At 52.6% G+C, this 20,305-nt stretch carries 16 protein-coding genes and 1 rRNA gene; 13 read left to right on the forward strand and 4 right to left on the reverse strand.

All coding sequences use genetic code 11. From position 1 onward, the window contains the following. Positions 1 to 2 precede the first annotated feature (2 nt). The 6 genes from FYJ62_RS04305 (at position 3) to FYJ62_RS04330 (ending at position 5,914) form a co-directional block, all read left to right on the forward strand. Positions 3 to 191 (forward strand): hypothetical protein, encoded by a 189-nt coding sequence (locus FYJ62_RS04305; protein WP_154548078.1) that lies wholly within the window; start codon positions 3 to 5, stop codon positions 189 to 191. A gap of 12 nt (positions 192 to 203) precedes the next feature. Then, positions 204 to 878 (forward strand): 2,3-bisphosphoglycerate-dependent phosphoglycerate mutase, encoded by a 675-nt coding sequence (locus tag FYJ62_RS04310; protein ID WP_154548080.1) that lies wholly within the window; start codon positions 204 to 206, stop codon positions 876 to 878. 58 nt (positions 879 to 936) lie between these two features. Beyond that, complete coding sequence (locus FYJ62_RS04315) at positions 937 to 2,250, forward strand: C1 family peptidase (RefSeq protein ID WP_154548082.1); 1,314 nt, start codon at positions 937 to 939, stop codon at positions 2,248 to 2,250. Positions 2,251 to 2,385: 135 nt separating this feature from the next. Next, complete coding sequence (locus FYJ62_RS04320; protein ID WP_154548084.1) at positions 2,386 to 3,321, forward strand: AAA family ATPase; 936 nt, start codon at positions 2,386 to 2,388, stop codon at positions 3,319 to 3,321. Positions 3,322 to 3,514: 193 nt separating this feature from the next. After that, positions 3,515 to 5,368: a flavocytochrome c gene (locus FYJ62_RS04325; RefSeq protein ID WP_154548086.1), complete on the forward strand. Its 1,854-nt coding sequence runs from the start codon at positions 3,515 to 3,517 to the stop codon at positions 5,366 to 5,368. Between the two features lie 366 nt (positions 5,369 to 5,734). Beyond that, positions 5,735 to 5,914 carry an LPXTG cell wall anchor domain-containing protein gene (locus tag FYJ62_RS04330; protein WP_154548088.1) on the forward strand — a complete coding sequence of 60 codons (180 nt, stop codon included), beginning with the start codon at positions 5,735 to 5,737 and terminating at the stop codon, positions 5,912 to 5,914. 124 nt (positions 5,915 to 6,038) lie between these two features. Here the strand turns inward: FYJ62_RS04330 and FYJ62_RS04335 are convergent, their stop codons facing one another. The 3 genes from FYJ62_RS04335 to FYJ62_RS04345 all read right to left on the reverse strand — a co-directional run bounded on the left by FYJ62_RS04335 (position 6,039) and on the right by FYJ62_RS04345 (position 9,239). Continuing rightward, the gene (locus tag FYJ62_RS04335; RefSeq protein ID WP_154548091.1) at positions 6,039 to 7,316 is read right to left on the reverse strand and encodes an AAA family ATPase; all 1,278 of its coding nucleotides are present in this window, start codon (positions 7,314 to 7,316) and stop codon (positions 6,039 to 6,041) included. 195 nt (positions 7,317 to 7,511) lie between these two features. Continuing rightward, entirely contained in the window at positions 7,512 to 8,864 is a 1,353-nt protein-coding gene (gene pepC, locus FYJ62_RS04340; protein WP_154548093.1) for an aminopeptidase C, read from the reverse strand. Positions 8,865 to 8,942: 78 nt separating this feature from the next. Beyond that, on the reverse strand, positions 8,943 to 9,239 hold the full coding sequence (locus FYJ62_RS04345) for a hypothetical protein (RefSeq protein ID WP_154548095.1): 297 nt from the start codon (positions 9,237 to 9,239) through the stop codon (positions 8,943 to 8,945). 133 nt (positions 9,240 to 9,372) lie between these two features. On the opposite strand from FYJ62_RS04345, the gene FYJ62_RS04350 reads away from it, so the two are divergent. The 4 genes from FYJ62_RS04350 to FYJ62_RS04365 all read left to right on the forward strand — a co-directional run bounded on the left by FYJ62_RS04350 (position 9,373) and on the right by FYJ62_RS04365 (position 14,550). Then, the gene (locus FYJ62_RS04350; protein ID WP_154548097.1) at positions 9,373 to 9,927 is read left to right on the forward strand and encodes a dCTP deaminase/dUTPase family protein; all 555 of its coding nucleotides are present in this window, start codon (positions 9,373 to 9,375) and stop codon (positions 9,925 to 9,927) included. After that, the gene (radA, locus tag FYJ62_RS04355) at positions 9,927 to 11,303 is read left to right on the forward strand and encodes a DNA repair protein RadA (RefSeq protein ID WP_154548099.1); all 1,377 of its coding nucleotides are present in this window, start codon (positions 9,927 to 9,929) and stop codon (positions 11,301 to 11,303) included. Before FYJ62_RS04350 ends, radA begins: the two co-directional genes overlap by 1 nt. Positions 11,304 to 11,492: 189 nt before the next feature. Then, complete coding sequence (locus FYJ62_RS04360; protein ID WP_154548101.1) at positions 11,493 to 13,328, forward strand: hypothetical protein; 1,836 nt, start codon at positions 11,493 to 11,495, stop codon at positions 13,326 to 13,328. 421 nt (positions 13,329 to 13,749) lie between these two features. Beyond that, complete coding sequence (locus FYJ62_RS04365) at positions 13,750 to 14,550, forward strand: HAD-IIB family hydrolase (protein WP_154548103.1); 801 nt, start codon at positions 13,750 to 13,752, stop codon at positions 14,548 to 14,550. 39 nt (positions 14,551 to 14,589) lie between these two features. Here the strand turns inward: FYJ62_RS04365 and FYJ62_RS11060 are convergent, their stop codons facing one another. Beyond that, on the reverse strand, positions 14,590 to 15,117 hold the full coding sequence (locus FYJ62_RS11060) for a hypothetical protein (protein ID WP_206989561.1): 528 nt from the start codon (positions 15,115 to 15,117) through the stop codon (positions 14,590 to 14,592). Positions 15,118 to 15,314: 197 nt separating this feature from the next. Between FYJ62_RS11060 and FYJ62_RS04375 the strand changes: the two genes are divergently transcribed. The 3 genes from FYJ62_RS04375 to FYJ62_RS04385 all read left to right on the forward strand — a co-directional run. Continuing rightward, positions 15,315 to 16,262, forward strand: coding sequence for a glycosyltransferase family 8 protein (locus FYJ62_RS04375; RefSeq protein WP_154548105.1), 948 nt, complete (start codon positions 15,315 to 15,317; stop codon positions 16,260 to 16,262). 208 nt (positions 16,263 to 16,470) lie between these two features. Then, entirely contained in the window at positions 16,471 to 19,374 is a 2,904-nt protein-coding gene (locus FYJ62_RS04380) for a putative bifunctional diguanylate cyclase/phosphodiesterase (RefSeq protein ID WP_154548107.1), read from the forward strand. A 514-nt stretch (positions 19,375 to 19,888) separates the two neighbouring features. Further along, positions 19,889 to 20,305, forward strand: a 16S ribosomal RNA gene (locus tag FYJ62_RS04385); the annotation flags it as partial.

Below are 20,305 nucleotides of genomic sequence, written 5' to 3' on the forward strand. Positions count from 1 at the left end.
CAATGAACGTGCATTCATGGTGGGTTCCCTACGCGGTTCTGCTGTTTGGCATCTGGGACCTGGCGACGGGGATTTCGCGCAAGATCAAGGCCAAGAAGGGCGGCGAGCCGTCCAAGGGCTTGAGTAGCAACGCCTTCCTTTTCTTAGGCGTATTGTTTATCATTACCGGCATTTGGGCATTTTTCGCATAGAAGGCAAGCATTATGGCAAAATTGGCACTGCTTAGGCATGGCGAAAGCGAAGCCAATGCAGCAAACGTATATACTGGCTGGAACGACGTTCCTTTGACCGACAAGGGGCGCGCGCAGGCCAAAGCAGCTGGGGAGAAGCTGGCGCTCTTGCCCGGCTTTTATCCAACGCACATTCACACGTCAGTCTTGTCGCGGGCAATTGAGACGGCCAACATCGTGGCTGAGACCTGCGGCTTCTTGTGGCTGCCGATGACCAAGACCTGGCGGCTCAACGAGCGTCACTATGGGGCCTTGCGCGGTTTAAACAAGGACGTGTCCCGCAAGGTTTTTGGCAAAGAGCAGGTATTGGAGTGGCGGCGCGGCTTTGACGCGGTGCCGCCGGCCCAGGGGTCGCCAACCATTGACCGCCGCTACAAGTACGTGGACCCGCGGCTTTTGCCCCGGGCGGAAAGCCTGCACCAGACCCAGCTGCGCCTGCTTCCTTACTATGAAGACGAGGTTGCCAGCCGCTTGCGCCAGGGCGAGGACCAGCTGATCGTGGCCCATGGCTCCAGCCTGCGGGCTTTGATCAAGTACCTGGAGCAGATCAACAATGTGGATATCTTGAAGCTGGAAGTACCCAACGCCAAGGCGATCGTCTACGATTTTGACCATGACTTGCGGATTGTCAATAAGCAGATCCTGTAGGATAAAAGGGTACCTGCTTTTTATAAAAAATAACTAAAAAATACAAATAGGAGCATTTATGTCACACAAGCTTAACTTAGAAGAAATCGCTGAATTCAGCCGCGGCTTCAACGCGGACCCCAAGAACCAGGCCATTGCCAGAGCCGCTGGCCGCAGCGGGGTCATTGAAGCCTCCTGGAACCCGGAAGTCTCCCGGCGCTTGAACCGGACCTTCTCAGTGGAACTGGACACGGACAACGTGACCAACCAGGAGCGGTCCGGCCGCTGCTGGCTCTTTTCAACGCTGAACGTCGTCCGGCACAACTTTGGGGCCAAGAACAAGGCCAAGAACTTCACCTTCTCCCAGGCCTACAACTACTTCTGGGACAAGATTGAGCGGGCCAACTACTTCTACGACCGGATCATCGCCACTGCTGACCGGCCGCTGGATGACCGGACCGTGCGCGGCTACCTGGACTGGACTACGACTGACGGCGGCCAGTGGCACATGGCGGCCTCAGTGATCGCCAAGTACGGGGTCGTGCCGTCATACGCGATGCCGGAAAGCTTTAACAGCAACCATTCGGATGCCTTGAACATGGTCTTGTCCGACAAGCAGAAGAAGGACGCCCTGACCTTGCGCAAGCTGGTTCAAGCCGGGGATGAAGCCGCCGTTGAAGCCAAAAGAAAAGAGTTCTTGGCCGAGATCTACAAGATCATGGCCATTGCCGTTGGCGAGCCGCCAAAGACCTTTGACCTGGAATTCAGAGACGACGACAAGCACTACCACTTGGAAAAGAACCTGACCCCGGTTGAGTTCTTCAACAAATACTGCGACACCGACTTTGACGACTACGTGGTCTTGGCCAACGCGCCGGATCATGAACTGAACCGGGTCTTGCACCTGGGCTTTGAGGACAACGTGGCCGGCGGGTTGCCCAACTTGTTCGTCAACGTGCCAATGGAATACCTGGAAGACGCCACGGTAAAGATGCTGCAGAGCGGGCGGGCAGTTTGGTTTGGCAACGACGTTCTGCGCCAGATGGATCGCAAGACTGGCTTCATGGACCCAGACCTCTACAAGCTCGACGACTTGCTGGGCATCGACACGGCCATGACCAAGGCTGAGCGCCTGGCCACTGGCGTGGGGATGTCCTCACACGACATGGCGATCGTCGGGGTTGACGTCGACCACGGGGAAATCCGGCAATGGAAGGTTGAAAACTCATGGGGCGACAAGAGCGGGGCCAAGGGCTACTTCGTCATGAGCAACGACTGGTTTAGAGAATACGTTTATGAAGTGACCGTCAAGAAGGAATTCGTGCCAAAGCAGATCCTGGACCTGCTGGAAACCGAGCCAGTGGAACTGAATCCATGGGATTCCTTGATTTAGTAGAATTAAAAGCTTTCCTTACAAAAAGTAGGAAAGCTTTTTTGATGAAAAATAAGGCATTCCGCGCGACAGATGGCCAAGTTATGGTAAAATCGAATTTGATATTCAAAATAGTTTTTTACAATGGAGCGAAATATGCGCAAATTATTTCTTTTAAGAGGCGCACCTGGCTCTGGCAAATCTTCATTCATCGCGCGGCACCACCTGATGCCTTACGCGATCAGCGGAGATGAGATTCGGCTGCTTCTGGCGGATCTTACCGTATACTATGACAAGAAGACTGACGTACTGCACCAAGTGATTCCGCGGCACGTTACGGATCAAACCAAGAAGATGAAGGACAATCTGGTTGAGCACAAGATGTCCTATGGCGAGACCGTGATCGTGGACGGCACCCACATCGTGCCAAGCGAAATCGACCACTACAAGAAATGGTGCGAGAAGTACCACTACGAATGCTATGTGGTCGACTTGATGCAGAATCAGACTCTTGAAGGCTTATTGAAGAGAAACCAGGTCCGGATGCAGTACGACTGGGTCAAGCCCGAAGTAATCGCCATGATGTACAACTCATACATGGCACACCCGGAAGTGCCCGACTGGGTCAAGGGCATCAAGCCCACCCAGATGGAACACGCCCTTTTGCAAAGGGAAAACAACCTGGACCGGTATTCACATGTGATCGCGATTCCTGACGAGGTCAAAGAAGAAGACTTTCCACATGTGCATATCTCCAACTTCTACTTCTCCTTCAACGACAAGTTCAGTGAGAAGTATGGCACCTACCGCAATGTGGTGACGATCGGCAAGACCAAGGAAGAGGTCGTGGACGAGTTCCGTCTTCCTTACTTCGTCTTCAAGTTCCACCACAAGCACTTCCTGATTTCAGCTTATCCAATCAGAAACGAGATGCTGGACCCGATCAAGAAGGTCAAGGGCGTTTGGTCCTATTCAACGGGGCTGTACAACGTAGCCGACTTCTTGCGGGAATTCCCGGAAAATGAGAAGCAGCACGTGCACCAATTCAACTTGTCCAAGCTGGACAGAACCCGCCTGCTGCACATTTGGTAATACATGAAAAAGCTTTTCCTTCGCTTGGAAGGAAAAGCTTTTTTCGTTTAGGAGTCTTTATAAAATCCTGAAAAGACAGTTATCTTTTGAATTAATGATAAAAATCACAAGTTTTGATTGCCCTGGCTTTTTTCAAGTGCTACGATCACAACTAAGAGAAAAAATAACTGAAGTAACAGAAAGAAGGACGAAAATGAAGGCTGGAAAATACACGGTTGACGCGCAAGGCCACAATGGTAAGTTCAAGCTGACAGTAACTGTTGATGAGGACCGGATTACGGATGTCCAAGTAGCTGCAGGGGAAACGGCTGGTATTTCGGACGCGGCAATGAAGCGGATTCCGGAAGCAATTGTGAAAGGCCAAACTTTGAATGTGGACGTCGTTTCAGGGGCCTCTTTGACTAGCCGCGGGATCTTGGACGGGGTTGGCCAAGCCATTGAATTAGCTGGCGGGGATGCTGATGAATTCAAGAAGCGGCCAAAGTACCAAGCAGCTGAAACAGGCAGTCAGGAAATCACGGTTGACGTGGCCGTGGTTGGTGCCGGCGGGGCTGGTTTTACCGCGGCTGTCCGTTCATTGCAACATGGTCTGAAGGTTGCCTTGCTGGAAAAGGCGCCAACCGTTGGTGGTAACACCATGCGGTCAGGTGGTTTCTTAAACGCCGCTGACCCAGAATGGCAAAACAAGTTTCCAGCCTTGCCAGGGGAAAACGTCACCTTGGAGCAAATGATGGAAGTCAAGGAAGACGAAATCGCGCCGGAATACCGGGACGACTTTAAGGAGATGCAAAAGCAGATCAAAGCTTACCTTGACAGTGGTAAGAATTACCTGTTTGACTCAGTTCTCTTCCACCGTCTGCAAACTTACCTGGGCGGCAAGCGGGTTGACTTAAAAGGTAACGAAATTTACAGTGACTACTCCTTGGCCAAGACTTTGACTGATCACGCCTTGGAATCAGTCAAGTGGCTGGCTTCAATTGGCGTTGACTTCAACATGTCAGCCGTAACCATGCCAGTCGGTGCTTTGTGGCGCCGGGCCCACAAGCCAGTGGAAAGCGACGGCTTTGGTTACATCAAAGCTTTGAAGAAGTACTATGATGAACATGGCGGTCAGACTTTCACTGACGCGAAGGTAACGGACTTGCTGCTTGAAAACGGCCGGGTAACTGGGGTTAAGACCGATAAACTGACCGTTCACGCCAAAGCCGTGATTTTGACGGCGGGCGGCTACAGTGCCAATACCAAGATGCTACAAAAGTACAACACTTACTGGGACGACATTCCAGACAACATGAAGACCACCAATGCCCCATATATTACCGGTGACGGGATCAACTTGGGCTTGGAAGCAGGCGCGGCCTTGGTTGGTATGGGCTTCACCCAAATGATGCCAGTCGCCGACCCAAAGACGGGTGAATACAACACTGGTTTGCAAGTCCCGCCAGCTGACTTTGTCATGGTTAACCAAAAGGGTGACCGTTTCGTTAACGAATACGCTGGCCGTGACACTTTGGCAAAAGCCGCCATTGCCAATGGTGGTTTGTTCTACTTGATTGCTGATGAAACGATCAAGAACTCAGCCTACAATACTGATGAAAACAAGATCAAGCAAGAAATTGCCAATGGGCAATTGTACAAGGCAGACACCTTGGAAGAATTGGCTAAGCAGATCAAGGTTGATCCTGACCACTTGCTGGCAAGCATCAAGAAGTACAACCAATACGTTGACCAAGGGGACGACCCGGAATTCCACAAGAGCGTCTTTGACCACCGGGTTGAAAATGGTCCATTCTACGCTACACCACGTCAACCAGCCATGCACCACACCATGGGCGGGTTGAAGATTGATGCCGGAGCCCACGTCTTAAACGAAGCAGGGCAAAGAATTGCCGGTCTCTACAGTGCCGGGGAAAATGCCGGTGGGGTTCACGCCGGCAATCGTCTGGGCGGCAATGCCTTGGCTGACGTCTTTACCTTTGGCCGAATTGCGGCGGATAGTGCCAATGCCGAACTTGCGGTTGACACGGTCAGCGGTGCTTCAAATTAAGTAAAGAGAAATACAATCTGAGATGCACAACTCCATTTTTGGGGTTGTGTATTTTTTTACAAAAGAACTTTTTGTGGAAAACTACCAAAACCGGAAACGAAGCCAACTACTCCAGAAACGAAGCCAGAGACTAAACCGGAAGTCAAGCCAGAAGCTAAGCCGACCAAGTCAAAGCCAAAGCCGACTAAGCCGAAGGCCAAGCCAACCAAGACCAAGAGTGAGCCAACTAAGCCAAAGGTTAAGCCGCTTGTCCGGAAGACTAAGTCCGACCCGGCTTATCCAAATGCTGGCCAGCTTAACTCTGGTCGCGCTAAGACGCCAAGCGAGCCAATCACTCCAGGTACGCCAACTCTCAAGGGTGCCGGTTTGACTAACGCCGCAGGCAATGGAATTGGTTCAGCCAACTCCGTTAAGACCACGGCAGGTGAAGCCAAGCTGCCACAGACTGGTGCCAAGGAATCTCCAGCAGCAGTTGCTGCCGGCCTGATTGCCTTAGGCATGTCTGCCGCCCTGGGCCTGGCAAGCCTGCGCAAGAAGCGCCACTAATTTAAAGCGGAGAAGTCCTGATCATTGATCAGGGCTTTTTTGCTGTAAACAGCATCACAAAAAGACCCAAGCGAGTTCTTCGCTTGGGTCTTTGCTTTGCAAAATCGTAGAGATTTTGGTCTATTTACTTTTCCCGTTGCCGCAATGGGTCGCTCGCGGCAAACTTTTTCCCGTAGATATATTCAAACAAGGCTTGGTATTGCTTGTAGAGCCGTTCTTCATTGGCTGTGCTGCGCGGGAAAAAGTAGTGGTGGCCGATCAAGTCTTCTGGCAAATAGGCCTGCTTGGCGATTTGGTGGGGCTGATTGAAGGCATCAAGCTTGAGCCCTGCACCACGGAGCTTGCCGGCTTCCTTGTAGTGGTCATCTCGCAAGTAGGCTGGCATTGGGTGGGCGCTGGGATTTTGCGCGTCCATCTTAGCTCTGGCATATGCCCAGCGGACAGAGTCTGATCTTGGACAGATGCAGAGCAGCATGGTGGCCATAGTCAATGCTGATGTTGCCCTGGGCAGACCGATTTCTCTAGCGGTATTGGCTAAAGTGATTGCTTGGGTGACCGTTTCTGGAGCGGCGAGGCCAACCGTTAAAACTGCCGCGTCCTTAAGCCTTCTGACCACCGAGTCTAAATCGCCGCTCTCGAGCAGCACTGCCAGATAATACAGGGCCGCGTCGGTATCCGAACCTTCAATTGAGTCTTGAAAAGCTGACAGATAGTCATAGTGCTGGGTGGCATCCCTGTCATAGGCAAAGTGCTGGTTCTTGGCAAAAGACGCGATCTCTGCCATAGTCAGCTGCTCTGGGTACATGGCATGGAGCGTATCCAGAATGTTCAAGGCAACCCGTACGTCGCCATTGGCTGAGTTGGCGATAGCATGGGCTTCTTCATCCCCTAGGTCAAAGTCCAGCTGCTCACTGGCGGCTCGCTTTAAGACAGGCTCGATCTCTTCCGCGGAAATTGGTCCGAATTCAAAAATCTGGCAACGGGAGCGGATCGCCGGCGCGATACTCATGACTGGATTTTCCGTAGTCGCGCCAACCAAGAGAATATGCCCGTTTTCTAGATAGGGGAGAAGGTAGTCCTGAAGCGGCTTGGTCAGGCGGTGGATTTCATCCAGCAGGAGGACGAAGCTTTCGTCTGGATGTTGCTTGATCAGTTCTTGCAGCTGGGTTTTGTTTTGAATTGAAGCATTGAACGATTCAAATGGCAAGTCCAGGCTCTTAGCCATGACTCCAGCCAGGGTAGACTTGCCGCAACCAGGCGGCCCCCACAGGATCAGACTCAATGGGACCGCTTGGTCAATAATCTGCCGCAGCGGCTTTCCCGGGGCCAGGAGCTGCCTTTGCCCAACCATCTGCTCTAGTGATTGCGGCCGCATCAAGTCGGCCAAAGGTTGTTTGAACATCGTTGCACCTCATTCGACGCTTTATTTGACTATTGCTAGTATAGCTGTTTATTTCCAAAAGACAAGTAGCCCTTGAAGACTTAGCTAGGCACTTTTCAGGAACCAAAAAGAAAAACAAAAAAACGCTCATCCAACTTGGATGAGCGTCCTAAGGCATGTTATAAGTCAGTGTCCTAACTTAATGACATTGCCGAATTAGTAGTACTTGCATGCCAATGAGCCCATTGGGTCCCATGGAAGCAATTGAATTGGGTTCTTCTTGCCTTCGTCGTAAGCCTGCTTGACATCTTCTGGCAGGTAGGCCTTGTTCAAAACGGCTTGGTAGACGAATTGGTCAAACCATTCATCGCTCATGACGAAGTAGCCCTTGAAGCCAGGCTTGTCGCCCCATGAATTTTCGATCTTCCACTTGGTTGGCTTGCCGTCTACCAAGTCAACGCCAGTGATAACCATGGCGTGGTTCATCATGCTTTCGCCTGAGTCAAGCCGTTGGGCCTTGGTCATTGAGAAGTCGAAGTCAAACAAGGCATCAGTTTCGTAGAGCTTGGTGTCCAAAAGCCCTGCTTGCCGGTCGCTGTCCTGTGAGACGTCTGAGCCGAACCAGACAACTTCGCCTTGTTCCAATTGGTTGATGATCAGCTTCTTGAAGTCGCTCAATTCCAGGTTCAAGTGCCGGACTTGGCGGCCGCCAACGACGTTGCCAAGGTATTCAACTGAGAAGACCTTGTTGTATGGCTTGTCGGCAGTTGGCCCGTTGATGACTGAAATGTAGTTTTCCAGGTCCCAGCCAACGTACTTCTTGAAGAAGTCTTGTGGAGTCAGGTCCTTGTCAATGTGGTAGTTGCCTTCATCGTCCTTGTATTCAAAGTCGAAGGTCTTTGGCGGCATCCCCAAGGAAGTTGCCAGCATGCGGAAGATAGCTGACAAAAGCTCGTTCTTGTGGGCTTCAACTTCTTCAGCGCTCTTGCCGGCATTTACCAAGTCGCGCAATTCCAAGCCGCCCTTGCGCAGCATGGTGTTCAAGGTCGCATCAAGCGCGCGGGAGTTTTCGGAGTTGGCAGTTTCCGGGTAGGCCTTCTTTGGCACGATCCCGTACTTTTCAATCAAGCCGCAGAGCATATCCCATTGGCCGCCGTCGCCTTGCGGTGCTTGGAACAGGAAGGCGACCTTGCGATCGCCAAGTGGCTTGTCGGCTGAGCCGATGACGTTTTCAAAGAAGAAGTTTGACTTTTCAAACTTGTCCCAGAAGAAGGTGTAGTTTTGGGACAATTCAAAGCCCTTGAGCTTGAATTCCTTTTGGATGGCGTGGCGCATGGTTGACAGGGCGCTGAACATCCAGCAGCGGCCGGATTGCTTCTGGTTTGAAACTGAGCCGGTGTCGATTTCAACTGAGAAGGTTGGGTCCAGGTCGATTGCTGATTGGGTGTTTTGGCTGGCCTTGTAGATGCCGTTGGTTTGCGCTGCGTGAGCGGCTACCTTGTAGGCAGGGTGCTTGGCCAAGTCGCTGACAAAGTTATCGATAGTGTCAAAGTTGATTTCTTGTGACATGCGAATTTCCTCCTAAATAATCTTTACTTGAATATTGTAGCTTAGAAAAAATCTTAAGTCTAACTATTCCAAAAAGTGCTAGCGCAGGATGGCCGGCTTGTCGGCCCAGACTTGCTCAAAATCCGGGTGCTGCATGAAGTAGCTGATCCCTTTAGGATCAAGGACCCAGATCTTGTGGCCGGAGGATGCGGCGAACTGCTTGGCATCATTCATCAGCTGGTCCAGGTCCGCCTGGCTGGCTTTAGGGCTCAAAAAGACGTGCCCCATGACCCAGACGGTCTCGTCCTCACGCTTGATCTCGGCCAAAGTGGTCTTGGCGGTCAATTCCCCAGCTTTTTCATAGCGAAGCTCTTTCTTGACTGCTTCGTTTGTCATGTCTTTGCTTTCTCGCATTTTATTTGCTCACTTCCGTCTTGTTGATGGCATTTCTTTCATGATCGTGACTGGTCATGATTCAGCAAAACTAGTGTAGAATATTTTAAGGAATTAGACAAAGGAGACGTGAATCATGAGCAGAGTTAGAGGATTTGAAGTCGTCAGCAAGTATGAAGGGCAAGGGATCAGCCTGCCGCGCCGCCAGACGGTTGCCAGTGCCGGCTATGACCTGGAAGCCGCGCGCGACATTACGATTCCCAGCATTTGGAAGATGAAGCTGATCAAGATCTTCTGGATGATCAAAAACCGCCACCAGCTGATCGAAAATGACCTGCTGGACGCGGAAGCCGCCTTAAAGCCAGTCCTGGTGCCAACCGGGATCAAGGCTTATATGCCAGCAGATGAGGTCTTGATTTTGGCCAACCGGTCCTCCAATACGTATAAGCGCAACCTGTCCCTGCCAAATGGGATTGGGGTGATCGACAGCGACTACTACGACAATCCAAGCAATGAAGGCGAAATCTTCGTTCAATTGCTCAACTATGGGGTCCGTGACCTCCATATCAAGAAGGGGGAGCGGATCGCCCAGGCAATCTTCATGCCTTACCTGAAGAGCGATGACGATGAGCCGGTCGACAACCAGCGCGTGGCCGGCTTTGGCTCAACTGGCAAGGAAGGGAATAAGTAATGGCTAGAGTCAAAACGCAGTACAAGTGCCGCTCCTGCGGCTATATTTCTGCCTCATACCTGGGCCGCTGCCCAAACTGCGGGGCCTGGAACCAGTTTGAAAAGGAGAGCCAGGAGGTCAGAAAGACCTCAAGCAAGGCCACTCCCAGCCGGATGATGGCCAGCGTGGGGGCTAAAGAAGCGGTCAAGCTGGCCACGGTCAAGGCTGAGAAGGAAGAGCGGATTCTGACCAAGTCCTCAGAGCTGAACCGGGTTCTGGGCGGCGGGATCGTGCCTGGCTCCCTGGTCTTGATCGGCGGGGACCCTGGGATCGGCAAGTCCACCTTGATGCTGCAGATCATGGGCGACCTGGCCAATAAATACAAGGTTTTGTACGTCTCCGGGGAAGAATCGGCCGGGCAGATCAAGATGCGGGCTGACCGCCTGGACCTGGGGGCAAGTCCCATGCTTTTGTATCCGGAAACCAACATGGAGCACATCCGCGACCAGATTGACGACGTCAAGCCTGATTTCGTGGTCATCGACTCCATCCAGACCATGAATGAGCCCAGCCTGGACTCCATGGTCGGTTCTGCTTCCCAAGTCCGGGAAGTTACGGCGGAATTGATGAAGATCGCCAAGATGGACCAGATCACCGTCTTCGTGATTGGCCACGTGACCAAGGAAGGGGCCATTGCCGGGCCAAAGATCCTGGAGCACATGGTGGACACGGTTCTTTATTTTGAAGGCGACGAGCACCATGCCTACCGGATCCTGCATTCGGTCAAGAACCGCTTCGGGGCGACCAATGAAATCGGCATGTTTGAGATGAAAAATGAAGGTCTGTCTGAAGTCACCAACCCTTCAGCGGTCTTTTTGGATGAGCGCCTGCCCAATTCAACCGGGTCGGCCGTCGTCGTTTCTTTAGAAGGAACCCGGCCGATCTTGGGCGAAATCCAGGCCCTGGTGACGCCAACGGCCTTTGGCTATGCCAAGCGGACGACCTCAGGGCTGGACTACAACCGGGTCTCCTTGCTCTTGGCCGTGCTGGAGAAGCGGGGGAACCTGATGCTTCAGAACCAGGATGCCTACTTGACGGCGACTGGCGGGATCCGCCTGAACGAGCCGGCGATTGACCTGGCCATTGCCATGGCGATTGCTTCCAGCTATTATGACAAGGAAATCCAGCCGACCGACTGTTTTGTCGGGGAAATCGGCCTGACTGGCGAAGTCCGCCGGGTCAACCAGATCCAGGCCCGGGTCAGAGAAGCCGCCAAGGTTGGCTTCAAGCGGATCTTCATTCCGAAGTTCAACATGTCGCCAGCCTTGCAAGACGAGGGGATTGAAGTGATTCCGATCACCAGCGTCCGCCAGGCCTTGAAGATCTTGTTCAATTAAAAAAGAGCCTGCATTGACTCACTTTCGCGTGAGCCGATGCAGGCTTTTTAAATGGGATTTAACCACAGGCAGCTGGCTGGCCTGCTTTTTGGCTAATAAAATAAGTCCTTGTATATAACGCTTGTTATCATTTTCAGTCTCTGCCAGGAGGGTATAATTATTAAAATATATAAATAAAGGGGATAGAAAATGAAACGAAAACAAGCCAAATTGCCTGAAAAATGGCGGCCAGTCTGCCGCTGGCTGTACCGCCTGCTGCCATACGCCATCTTGCTCTTGGTGGCGGCCAAGATTTCCTGGACGCAGATGCTGACGGGGAACATGCTGATCGGCTCCGACAGCCTGTTTCACTTCAACCGGATCTATGAGGCCAGCCAGCAGCTCAAGCACGGCAACTTCAGCTGGTTCATGGCCATCTACGGCTACACGCAAAGCGGCCGGGTGGTCAATGCCTTGTACGGGCCGCTGTTTGCTTATTTCTTGGGGGCCATCCTTCTCTTGGTCGGCAAGTGGTACAGGTTCCAGGTGATCACCAGCTTCTTGATCTACTTTTTCTCTGGAATGGGCTTTTATTTAGCCGCGCGCAAGGTCAAGGCCAACCGCTTTCTGGCAGCTGTTTTGGCCGTAGTCTACATTACGATCGGCTGGGTGCCGCGCTGGCAGATGGGGACCAATTTTTCCGCGATCAGCGCGCTGCTATTGCCATACGCGGCCAATGTGGCCTTGACCATGGTCTTGGACAAAAAGCGGCCAGTCCACTGGCTGCCGTTGACCTTCTTGATGACTTTTGCGGCTGAAAGCCACCTGCTGACTGGGGTCGCGGCTGTCTTTATGCTTTTGCCGGCCTGGCTCTATGCTTTGGTGGCCAATCGCGCTGACCAGCAGCGAAAGCAGGTCATCACTGATACCGCCAAGGCAGTCGGGATGACGCTCTTGCTGAGTTTGAATACTTTGGCCTCGCTGCTTTATGTCAGCCACACCAATATCCTGGTGACGGCGGCGAAGATGCGGATGCCGCACAATGTCTTGATCATGTCTCGTCCTACTGTCCTTAATGGCCTGATCCTGCTTAAGTCGTCGCGGACCTTCATCTCGCCCTACATGCTGGCTATCCTGCTGGTCCAGATCGCCGTGGCCTTTTTGTTGGCCATTTTTCGGCGGGGCGAAATGACCAAGCTCAACCTGGCCATGACTTTGTATGGGGCCATGTGGCTTTTGCTCAGCTCTAGCCTGCTGCCTTGGCAGGCAATTGAAGACCGCTTCCCGTTCTTAGGCCAGTACCTCCAGTTCCCGGCCCGCATGCTTTGCCTGGCTTACCCGCTGCTGCTTTTGGGCCTGGCCATGACCATCCAGCGGCTGGGCGAAATGGGCAAGCAGCTGGGCGGCAGAATTTCCCTGGCCGGACTTGGGGCCACGCTCATCTTGCTGCTGGCTGCTTTGGCCAATGTCCGCTTTTTGGACAACCAGCTGGCTCATTATTCGCGCATTGGCTACATGCCAGGGACTTTAAAGGACACTGCCGCCGCGATGGGGGCGGGCAACGAGCGCGCGATCATCAACAAGGCCAAGGCGGCGACCCACTTGAATGATCCAGGCAAGTTCCTGGCCACAATCAAAAAGACCGTAGGCGACTACCTGCCGGTTAAGTCCAAGAAGATCACCACCCGCCACGCCGAGCGCCTCTACGTCACGGCCGTGATCCAGAAGAACCATTTGGTCAAAAAGACCGCCCTGCCTGGCGGGCGGTTGCAGATGACCTGGACGGGCAAGCAGGGCGGGGCCATGTTCCTGCCAGTCGTCACTTACGCCCAGTCGCGCCTGACGGTCAACGGGCAAGCCGTCAAGCCGGTCCGCTTGTCCAAGATCCAGGCGCCAAAAGTCCGCCAAAAGCGGGGGAAGAACGTGGCCGTCATGGACTTCGTCACGCCTTTCTGGCTGAATTTGCTTTTGACGCTTTCGCTGCTGCTGGACGCCATCTTTCCGCTGGCCTGCCTGCGGCGCGAGCTGCTGAAGAAACGCGAATAATTGCCTTAAGTCGTCTGCCAGCAAGGCGGGCGACTTTTTGCTTATATTTAGCATGAGCTTTGACTTGGCTTATAGTTCATCTGGCATGATAAGAGTGGGCCAGGGAAGGAGGCCTGCGGCAATTAATTTCAGATCCATTTGATTCAAAAACCGAAATTGAACTAACTTTTTCAAAGAACTGGCTTGCCGCCAACCAGCTGCTTATTAATAAAATTTTGCTGGTTATGTTAAAAATATTTAGTCAAACTGGCAGAATAGCTGATTTTTGGTCTATAATGAAATCGATGCAGTGCGTTGCTGCATTGTATAGTGATAATAGAAATGACCGCCCGCGCAAGCGAGCGGTTATTTCTATCCTATAAGCGGCCTTTTTTCTGTTAGACTTAAGGCAGAAAAGATTGCTTTGAACAGGAGACACAAAATGATCAAATTGATTGCTTTTGACATGGACGAAACTTTCATGCGGGGAAAGGGGGTCTACGACCGGGCGCGCTTCAGCCAGATCTACGCTGGCCTGCAAGAGCGCGGCATCCAGATTCTGCCGATTTCCGGGGACCAGTATGCCCAAATCGCCAGCTTCTTCCCGATGGCTGACCAGCTGACGATTGCCTCATTCAACGGCTCCCTGGTTCATGACCGCGGCAAGCTGGTCAAGGGCAGCTTTTTGCCGGAAGCTGACATCCAAGGGGCCTTGCGGGCACTGAAGGACAATCATTTGGAAAAAAACGTGATGCTGGCTGGGGAGCACTACTGCTACTTTAGAGAGGACACGACTCAGGACTTCCATGACCACATGGACTTCTACTTCTCCAAGTTCAAGGTCCTGCCCAGCTTTTGGTCGCTGCCGGAGCAGCGGGTCGCGGAAATCTGCCTGCGGCCGCCCAAGGAGCAGCTCGCGGAAGCTGCCGCAATTCTGACCGAGGCTTGTCCTGACCTGCAGGTCTTCGTTTCAGGCGTAGGCTCAATCGACCTTCTGCTTCCAGGCGTCTCCAAAGGCCGCACCTTGAAGTGGCTGGCCGGAAAGCGCGGCATCAAGGCCAGCGAGATCATGGCCTTTGGCGACGGGCTGAACGACGTGGAAATGCTGCAGTTTGCCGGCCAGTCCTACGCGATGCAGAACGCCAGCGACCAAGTCAAATCCGCGGCCAAGCACGTGACCCGCTATGACTACCGCCACGACGGGGTCTTGGACGTGATCGAGCGCGAAGTCTTGAATAAATGAAAAAAGAAGCTGGCCCTTGGCCGGCTTCTTTTTGACTTGTTACATATGGTGCTTGGCTATCCGCTCTTCAAAGATCAGGTTGATCAAGGTCCGCATCTTGTCGACCGCATCTTGGCTTGGCTCTCCCTTGAACTCATTGTAGAGGTCGGGAAATTCGCGGGCCAAAAGCTGGCAGGTCTTGCCCATCGCGTGCTTTCTGATGAAGACGGGGATGCGCTTGAGGTATTCCGGCTTGACCAAGGCCGTGATCTGCTTATTGGCTTCTGGATCAGTCGCGGCAACATCCCGCTTGACAACTTGCGGCTGGTCGGCGTCGGTAACCAGGCCCTGCTTGAAGTGCTCGGCCATGACTGAGGCAAAGCTGCTCTTAATCAAGGCCTGCAAGGCTGCCCGCTCGTCTGCCTGGGCTTGGTCGCTCAAGCCCCGCTGCAGCTCTTCAGGATGCTGCTTTTCCAGCAGGAGCAAGAGGTTGAACAGGGCGTGGTGCTCGCGCTCGCTCGGAATCTTGCGCGTGACCTCTTCTGGCACCAGGGCTTTGAACTTGTTGTAGGCGTAATTTCTATCCATCTTTAAATTCCTCGATCTAGTTGCAATCAGCAAAAATATTAAGCTGATTTTACCGCAAGATGGCGTTGATTATAATTTTTTTGCCTGAAAAGCTAGCCATGCGGTTGGCTTTGACTATAATCAGAAGCAGGATTAATAGGAGCTGTTATTCAAAAATATTCAAAAATACTGTGTTAATGGAGGAGACGATTAACGAGATGACTATTCCAGTATTTTACTCAATCAGTGACGACTTCACGCCATACGCGGCCGTTTCTTTGAACTCCTTGGTCAAGTTCGTGAGCCCCGACCGGGACTACACCGTCACTTTTTTGCACCAAGGCTTGTCCAAAGAGCATGAAGCGGCCTTAAAGGCCTATGAAAAGGCCAACCTGCACGTGGAATTCTACGAAATGGATGACAAGATGCTTGCCCCAATCCAGGACCGGAAGGAAAACTTCCTGCGCGGGGACTTCTTCACTATGTCCATTTTTTACCGCCTGTTCATTCCGGACCTGTTCCCGCAATATGACAAGGCAGTCTACATCGACAGCGACACGGTGCTCAATGACGACATTGCCAAGCTCTACGAGACTGACTTAGGCGATAATCTGCTTGGCGCGTCCAACGACACGTCAATCCAATTCGTTGAAAAAATGGTCCGCTACATCAAGGAAGTGCTGACCTTGGATACCAAGAAGTACATCAACTCGGGGATGCTGGTGATGAATGCCAAGGCCTTCCGGGAGGAAAAGTTCCTGGACAAGTTCTTCTACCTGCTGGGCAAGTACCACTTTGACTGCATTGCTCCTGACCAGGACTACCTGAACGAAATCTGCTCCGGCAGAATCAAGTACGTCGATCCTAAGTGGGATGCAATGCCCAACGACAATACCCCGGAGAACCCGCACCCATCCTTGATCCACTACAACCTCTTCTTCAAGCCATGGCACTTCTCAGGCATCCAGTACGAAGACTACTTCTGGAAGAATGCCAAGGAAACGGTCTTTTATGACCAATTGCAGGCTGAGCTGCAAAATACCAGCGATGACCAAAGAGACGTGGAGCTGCACAAGCTGGACCGCATGCTGGAAAAGCTGGACACCACCCTGCTGGATCCGCACAACTGGGCCAGAGTGAAGGAAGCGGAAAAGGTTACCCTGTAAAAAGCGAACTTTATTTTGCTGATTTAGGGGTTAGTAAAGGTTTTTAACGATTTTTGAAGGCTGCAAGGCAACTATTTAGGCGCTTGTGGCCTTTTTTGCGCGCGGATCTGTTAAAATACGGATGGAGTAGAATGTGTTGCCAAGCAGCATAACGACTTGTGAGAGTAAAGATAAATGTGATGGGTTAGAAAAAATGTGGGGGAACGCGATGAGCAAAAAAACGACTGAAGCGCTGGCAGAATTCCAGCGTGCCTATTTTGAGAAGGGGCGAGCGCCGGCTGAGCAGGTCATCGACCTTTTAGATTTGATCAAGAAGGACCTTGGCCTGGAGATGGTCTACGTCTGCACCAACTCGGCGGCGACGCGCCACTTCCTGTATGAGTACTGCTCCCATGGGCCGGGCTATAAGGCCATGCACTACAATCTGCTCTTGGAGGACCAGGACCACTTTGCCTTGCTGAACGACTGTTTCCGCCAGGCCAATCCGGCAATCTTGACGCGGAAGGAGTCTGACCATACCTTGGCCCTGGCGGCTGGCAACCTGTCTTATGCCTGGATGACGGACCAGATTTTTTCCGGCTTCATCAGCTTCCAAGGCAAAGACGGCTCCTGGACCCTGGCAGATCTTGAAGCCATTAAGGGCCTGGCTGAGGTCCTCTGGCCCTTGGTCAGGGAGAACCAGCTGCAAGAAGAGGTCAATTTCAAGGAGCTGTTTGAAGACGAGGGCAGCCTGGCCTGGGTCTATCCCAAACTGGGCCTGATTGTTTTTTCAGCAGAACTGCGCCGGCGCTATGACTTGAGCAACTACTACCGCTATGACACGGTGGATGAGTTTGCCCAGAACTTCGTGGCCTATGGGGACACCAACCGCTTCGTGGCCAAGTACCGCGAATGCCTGCAAGGGGGGAGGACTTCCGTCACCGTCCATGGCTTCAACCTGCGCGACCAGTTCAAGGTCGACATGTTCGTCAACCGCCGCGATGAAAAGGGCGAGCCGGAGCAGGTCGTGGGCTTGATCCATAAGCTGGAGCTGACGGAAGCGCAAAGCCGCGAGCGCGACAAGCGCCTGCTGGCCTACAACAACTTCAAGCAGGCCATCAGCAAGGATGACCTTTTTGAATTGTTGGTTGATTTTGACAAAAATGAGCTGACTATCTTCAAATACCCGGTGTCCTGGCAGAAAATTCTGGGGCAGGATGGCCACTATGACCAGTTCCACGCGGCTTTTGCCGAAAGTTTCGTGCCCGCGGCCAACCGCTACCACTTCTTGTACGTCTTGGACCGGCGACACTTGCAGCAGCGCCTGTCCATCCAGCAGAGCATGTTCATGACGACCCATGTCCAGCTGGACGGGGGCGAGCGGCTCCTGGAAATTGAGGCCATCCGCGGGACGACCGGCGAGCACCAGGTGCCAAAGACGGCGGTCCTGATCGCCAAAGACATCAGCAATAAGCGGGTTCTGCGCTATGACCAGCTGACGGGACTGTTGAACATGCACAACTTTTTGCTGGAGACGGAAGCCGTCCAAAGCGAGCAGCCAGCAGCCGCCGGCCATTTGCTGGCCCTGAATATTGACAAGTTCAAGCTCTACAACATTCAAAACGGCCTGCAGGCCGGGGATGGCTGCCTGCTGGAAATTGCCGCCATCATCAAGGACGTCTATCCGCATGCTTTGATGGCTCGCTTCAGTGCTGACAACTTTTATATCTATGACACTGATCCAAAGGGCTGGCAAGAGCGGATCTTGCTTCTGCAAGAGCACCTGCGCCAGTCAGAGTACGCCTCCAGCCTGCGCGTCAGAGTCGGGGTGTACGAATACGTTGACCAGGTCAGCGCTGAAGTTGCCTGCGACCGGGCCAAGCTGGCCTGTGACTGCCTGAAGACGGATCCGCAGGCGCGCTGGTACCTTTACACGGACGACCTGCAGAAAGCCGAAGAGATCAAGCAGTACTTGATCAACAACCTGGATGAGGCAATCGAAAAGAAGCATCTGGAGGTCTACTATCAGCCAGTCATCCGGGCCTTGACGGGCCGCTTGTGCAGCGCTGAAGCCCTGATCCGCTGGAATGACCCGGTCAAAGGCTTCCTGTCGCCAGGGCAGTTTATTCCGCTTTTTGAAGAGATGAACCTGTCCTACAAGGTGGACCGCTACGTCATCGAAGAGGTCACGGCCATGCTGCGGGACCGCCTGGACAAGCAGCTCCCGGTCGTGCCGGTGTCAATCAATTTGTCCAGAGCCGACTTTCAGATGATGGATCCCTTGCAGGTGCTCAACCGCGCGGTTGAACAGCAGCGCCTGCCTAAGCGGCTGATCCATGTTGAGATTACGGAAAGCGCCCTGGCCAAAGACGTGCAGCGACTCAAGCAGGCCATCCATGACTTCCGCCAGGCCGGCTACCAGGTCTGGATGGATGATTTTGGCAGCGGCTATTCCAGCTTGAACTATTTGAAAAATTTTGAATTTGACGAAATCAAGTTGGACATGGTCTTCATGAGCGACTTTGATGAAGCCTCAAAGAAGATCCTGGCTTCCTGCGTCAAGATGAGCAAGAGCCTGGGGATTCACACCCTGGCCGAAGGGGTTGAGACCAAGGAACAGTTTGACTTTCTCCGGGAAATCGGCTGCGAGCGGATCCAGGGCTACTACTTCAGCCAGCCGCTGCCGCTTGATGAGCTGACCTGGCTGCTTGAAAAAGAGGGGATCGAGATTGAAGACGGCGACCAGGACCAGTTCTACCAGCAGGTTGGCTTGACCGACGTGATCAGCGACCGGCCGGTCAGTCTGATTTTGGACGATGGCGAGTCATTCAAGACCATCTACATGAACCAGCTGTACAAACGCGAGCTGGAGGAATCCGGCAAGAACATCCATCAGATCTCCGACGACTTGGCCAACGCGCCTGAATCAAGCATCGGCCTGGAGATGCGGGCTTTGGCTGACCGCGCGGGCAAAGGAAACAGCGAGCAGAGCGAATACCTGGCTGACGTCCGCCACAATGGCCAATACATCAGACTGTCCGTGACCAGCATCGCGCAGCTGCGCAACTGGCAGATGCTGCTGGTCAACGCCAGCGACATTACCTTCCAAGGAAATGTGCAAATGCCAAAATAAAACAGTAAGATTCCAAAGACCGGTTTCCAAGCGGAAACTGGTCTTTTTGCGTCAAATAAGCGAAAAAGTAAAAAAATTTTTACCAAAACATGCACCCAAAATCAGCAAATCACGAACGAAAAAATCAAGTCCGCGGATTTGAGGGGAAAATAATCTGTGAAAAAACACTAACTCCAATCCCCTCCAAAACAACGCGATCTCGCGTTTCTTATTTAAAACGAATGAAATTTAAAATTTGACTTAAAAGCAAAATGCAGGTAAAGTATTATTTGTTCCCGCGGGAAAGCCGAAGCGCTTTCCTAAGGAAACGAAATCTTAAAAAAAGGTGTTGACAAGGATTCATCATCTTGCTAACATATAAAACGTTGCGTCGCCGAGAGGCAAGCAACGGTTGGTACTTTGAAAACTGAACAAAGTTTCGCAGTGTGCGGGTTCGAGTTTACTTGAATCCAAACAAATAAGCGAAGTCAATTCGCAAGCAATAATCTGGAGCAGATTAAAAAGAGCTCATTTTCAAAATGAGAGTTTGATCCTGGCTCAGGACGAACGCTGGCGGCGTGCCTAATACATGCAAGTCGAGCGAGCTGAATTCAAAGATCCCTTCGGGGTGATTTGTTGGACGCGAGCGGCGGATGGGTGAGTAACACGTGGGCAACCTGCCCTAAAGACTGGGATACCACTTGGAAACAGGTGCTAATACCGGATAACAACGACTTTCACATGAAAGACGCTTGAAAGGCGGCTTTAAGCTGTCACTTTAGGATGGGCCCGCGGTGCATTAGCTAGTTGGTAGGGTAACGGCCTACCAAGGCAATGATGCATAGCCGAGTTGAGAGACTGATCGGCCACATTGGGACTGAGACACGGCCCAAACTCCTACGGGAGGCAGCAGTAGGGAATCTTCCACAATGGACGCAAGTCTGATGGAGCA

The sequence above is a fragment of the Lactobacillus porci genome, assembly GCF_009695985.1.
In the GTDB taxonomy this organism is placed as follows: Bacteria; Bacillota; Bacilli; order Lactobacillales; family Lactobacillaceae; genus Lactobacillus; species Lactobacillus absianus.

What these genes read in the sequence shown, in the direction of transcription:
- FYJ62_RS04305 (WP_154548078.1), top strand. Translation starts at nt 3, where the DNA reads ATGAACGTGCATTCATGGTGGGTTCCCTACGCGGTTCTGCTGTTTGGC.
- FYJ62_RS04310 (WP_154548080.1), top strand. Translation starts at nt 204, where the DNA reads ATGGCAAAATTGGCACTGCTTAGGCATGGCGAAAGCGAAGCCAATGCA.
- FYJ62_RS04315 (WP_154548082.1), top strand. Translation starts at nt 937, where the DNA reads ATGTCACACAAGCTTAACTTAGAAGAAATCGCTGAATTCAGCCGCGGC.
- FYJ62_RS04320 (WP_154548084.1), top strand. Translation starts at nt 2,386, where the DNA reads ATGCGCAAATTATTTCTTTTAAGAGGCGCACCTGGCTCTGGCAAATCT.
- FYJ62_RS04325 (WP_154548086.1), top strand. Translation starts at nt 3,515, where the DNA reads ATGAAGGCTGGAAAATACACGGTTGACGCGCAAGGCCACAATGGTAAG.
- FYJ62_RS04335 (WP_154548091.1), bottom strand. Translation starts at nt 7,316, where the DNA reads ATGTTCAAACAACCTTTGGCCGACTTGATGCGGCCGCAATCACTAGAG.
- pepC (WP_154548093.1), bottom strand. Translation starts at nt 8,864, where the DNA reads ATGTCACAAGAAATCAACTTTGACACTATCGATAACTTTGTCAGCGAC.
- FYJ62_RS04345 (WP_154548095.1), bottom strand. Translation starts at nt 9,239, where the DNA reads ATGACAAACGAAGCAGTCAAGAAAGAGCTTCGCTATGAAAAAGCTGGG.
- FYJ62_RS04350 (WP_154548097.1), top strand. Translation starts at nt 9,373, where the DNA reads ATGAGCAGAGTTAGAGGATTTGAAGTCGTCAGCAAGTATGAAGGGCAA.
- radA (WP_154548099.1), top strand. Translation starts at nt 9,927, where the DNA reads ATGGCTAGAGTCAAAACGCAGTACAAGTGCCGCTCCTGCGGCTATATT.
- FYJ62_RS04360 (WP_154548101.1), top strand. Translation starts at nt 11,493, where the DNA reads ATGAAACGAAAACAAGCCAAATTGCCTGAAAAATGGCGGCCAGTCTGC.
- FYJ62_RS04365 (WP_154548103.1), top strand. Translation starts at nt 13,750, where the DNA reads ATGATCAAATTGATTGCTTTTGACATGGACGAAACTTTCATGCGGGGA.
- FYJ62_RS11060 (WP_206989561.1), bottom strand. Translation starts at nt 15,117, where the DNA reads ATGGATAGAAATTACGCCTACAACAAGTTCAAAGCCCTGGTGCCAGAA.
- FYJ62_RS04375 (WP_154548105.1), top strand. Translation starts at nt 15,315, where the DNA reads ATGACTATTCCAGTATTTTACTCAATCAGTGACGACTTCACGCCATAC.
- FYJ62_RS04380 (WP_154548107.1), top strand. Translation starts at nt 16,471, where the DNA reads ATGAGCAAAAAAACGACTGAAGCGCTGGCAGAATTCCAGCGTGCCTAT.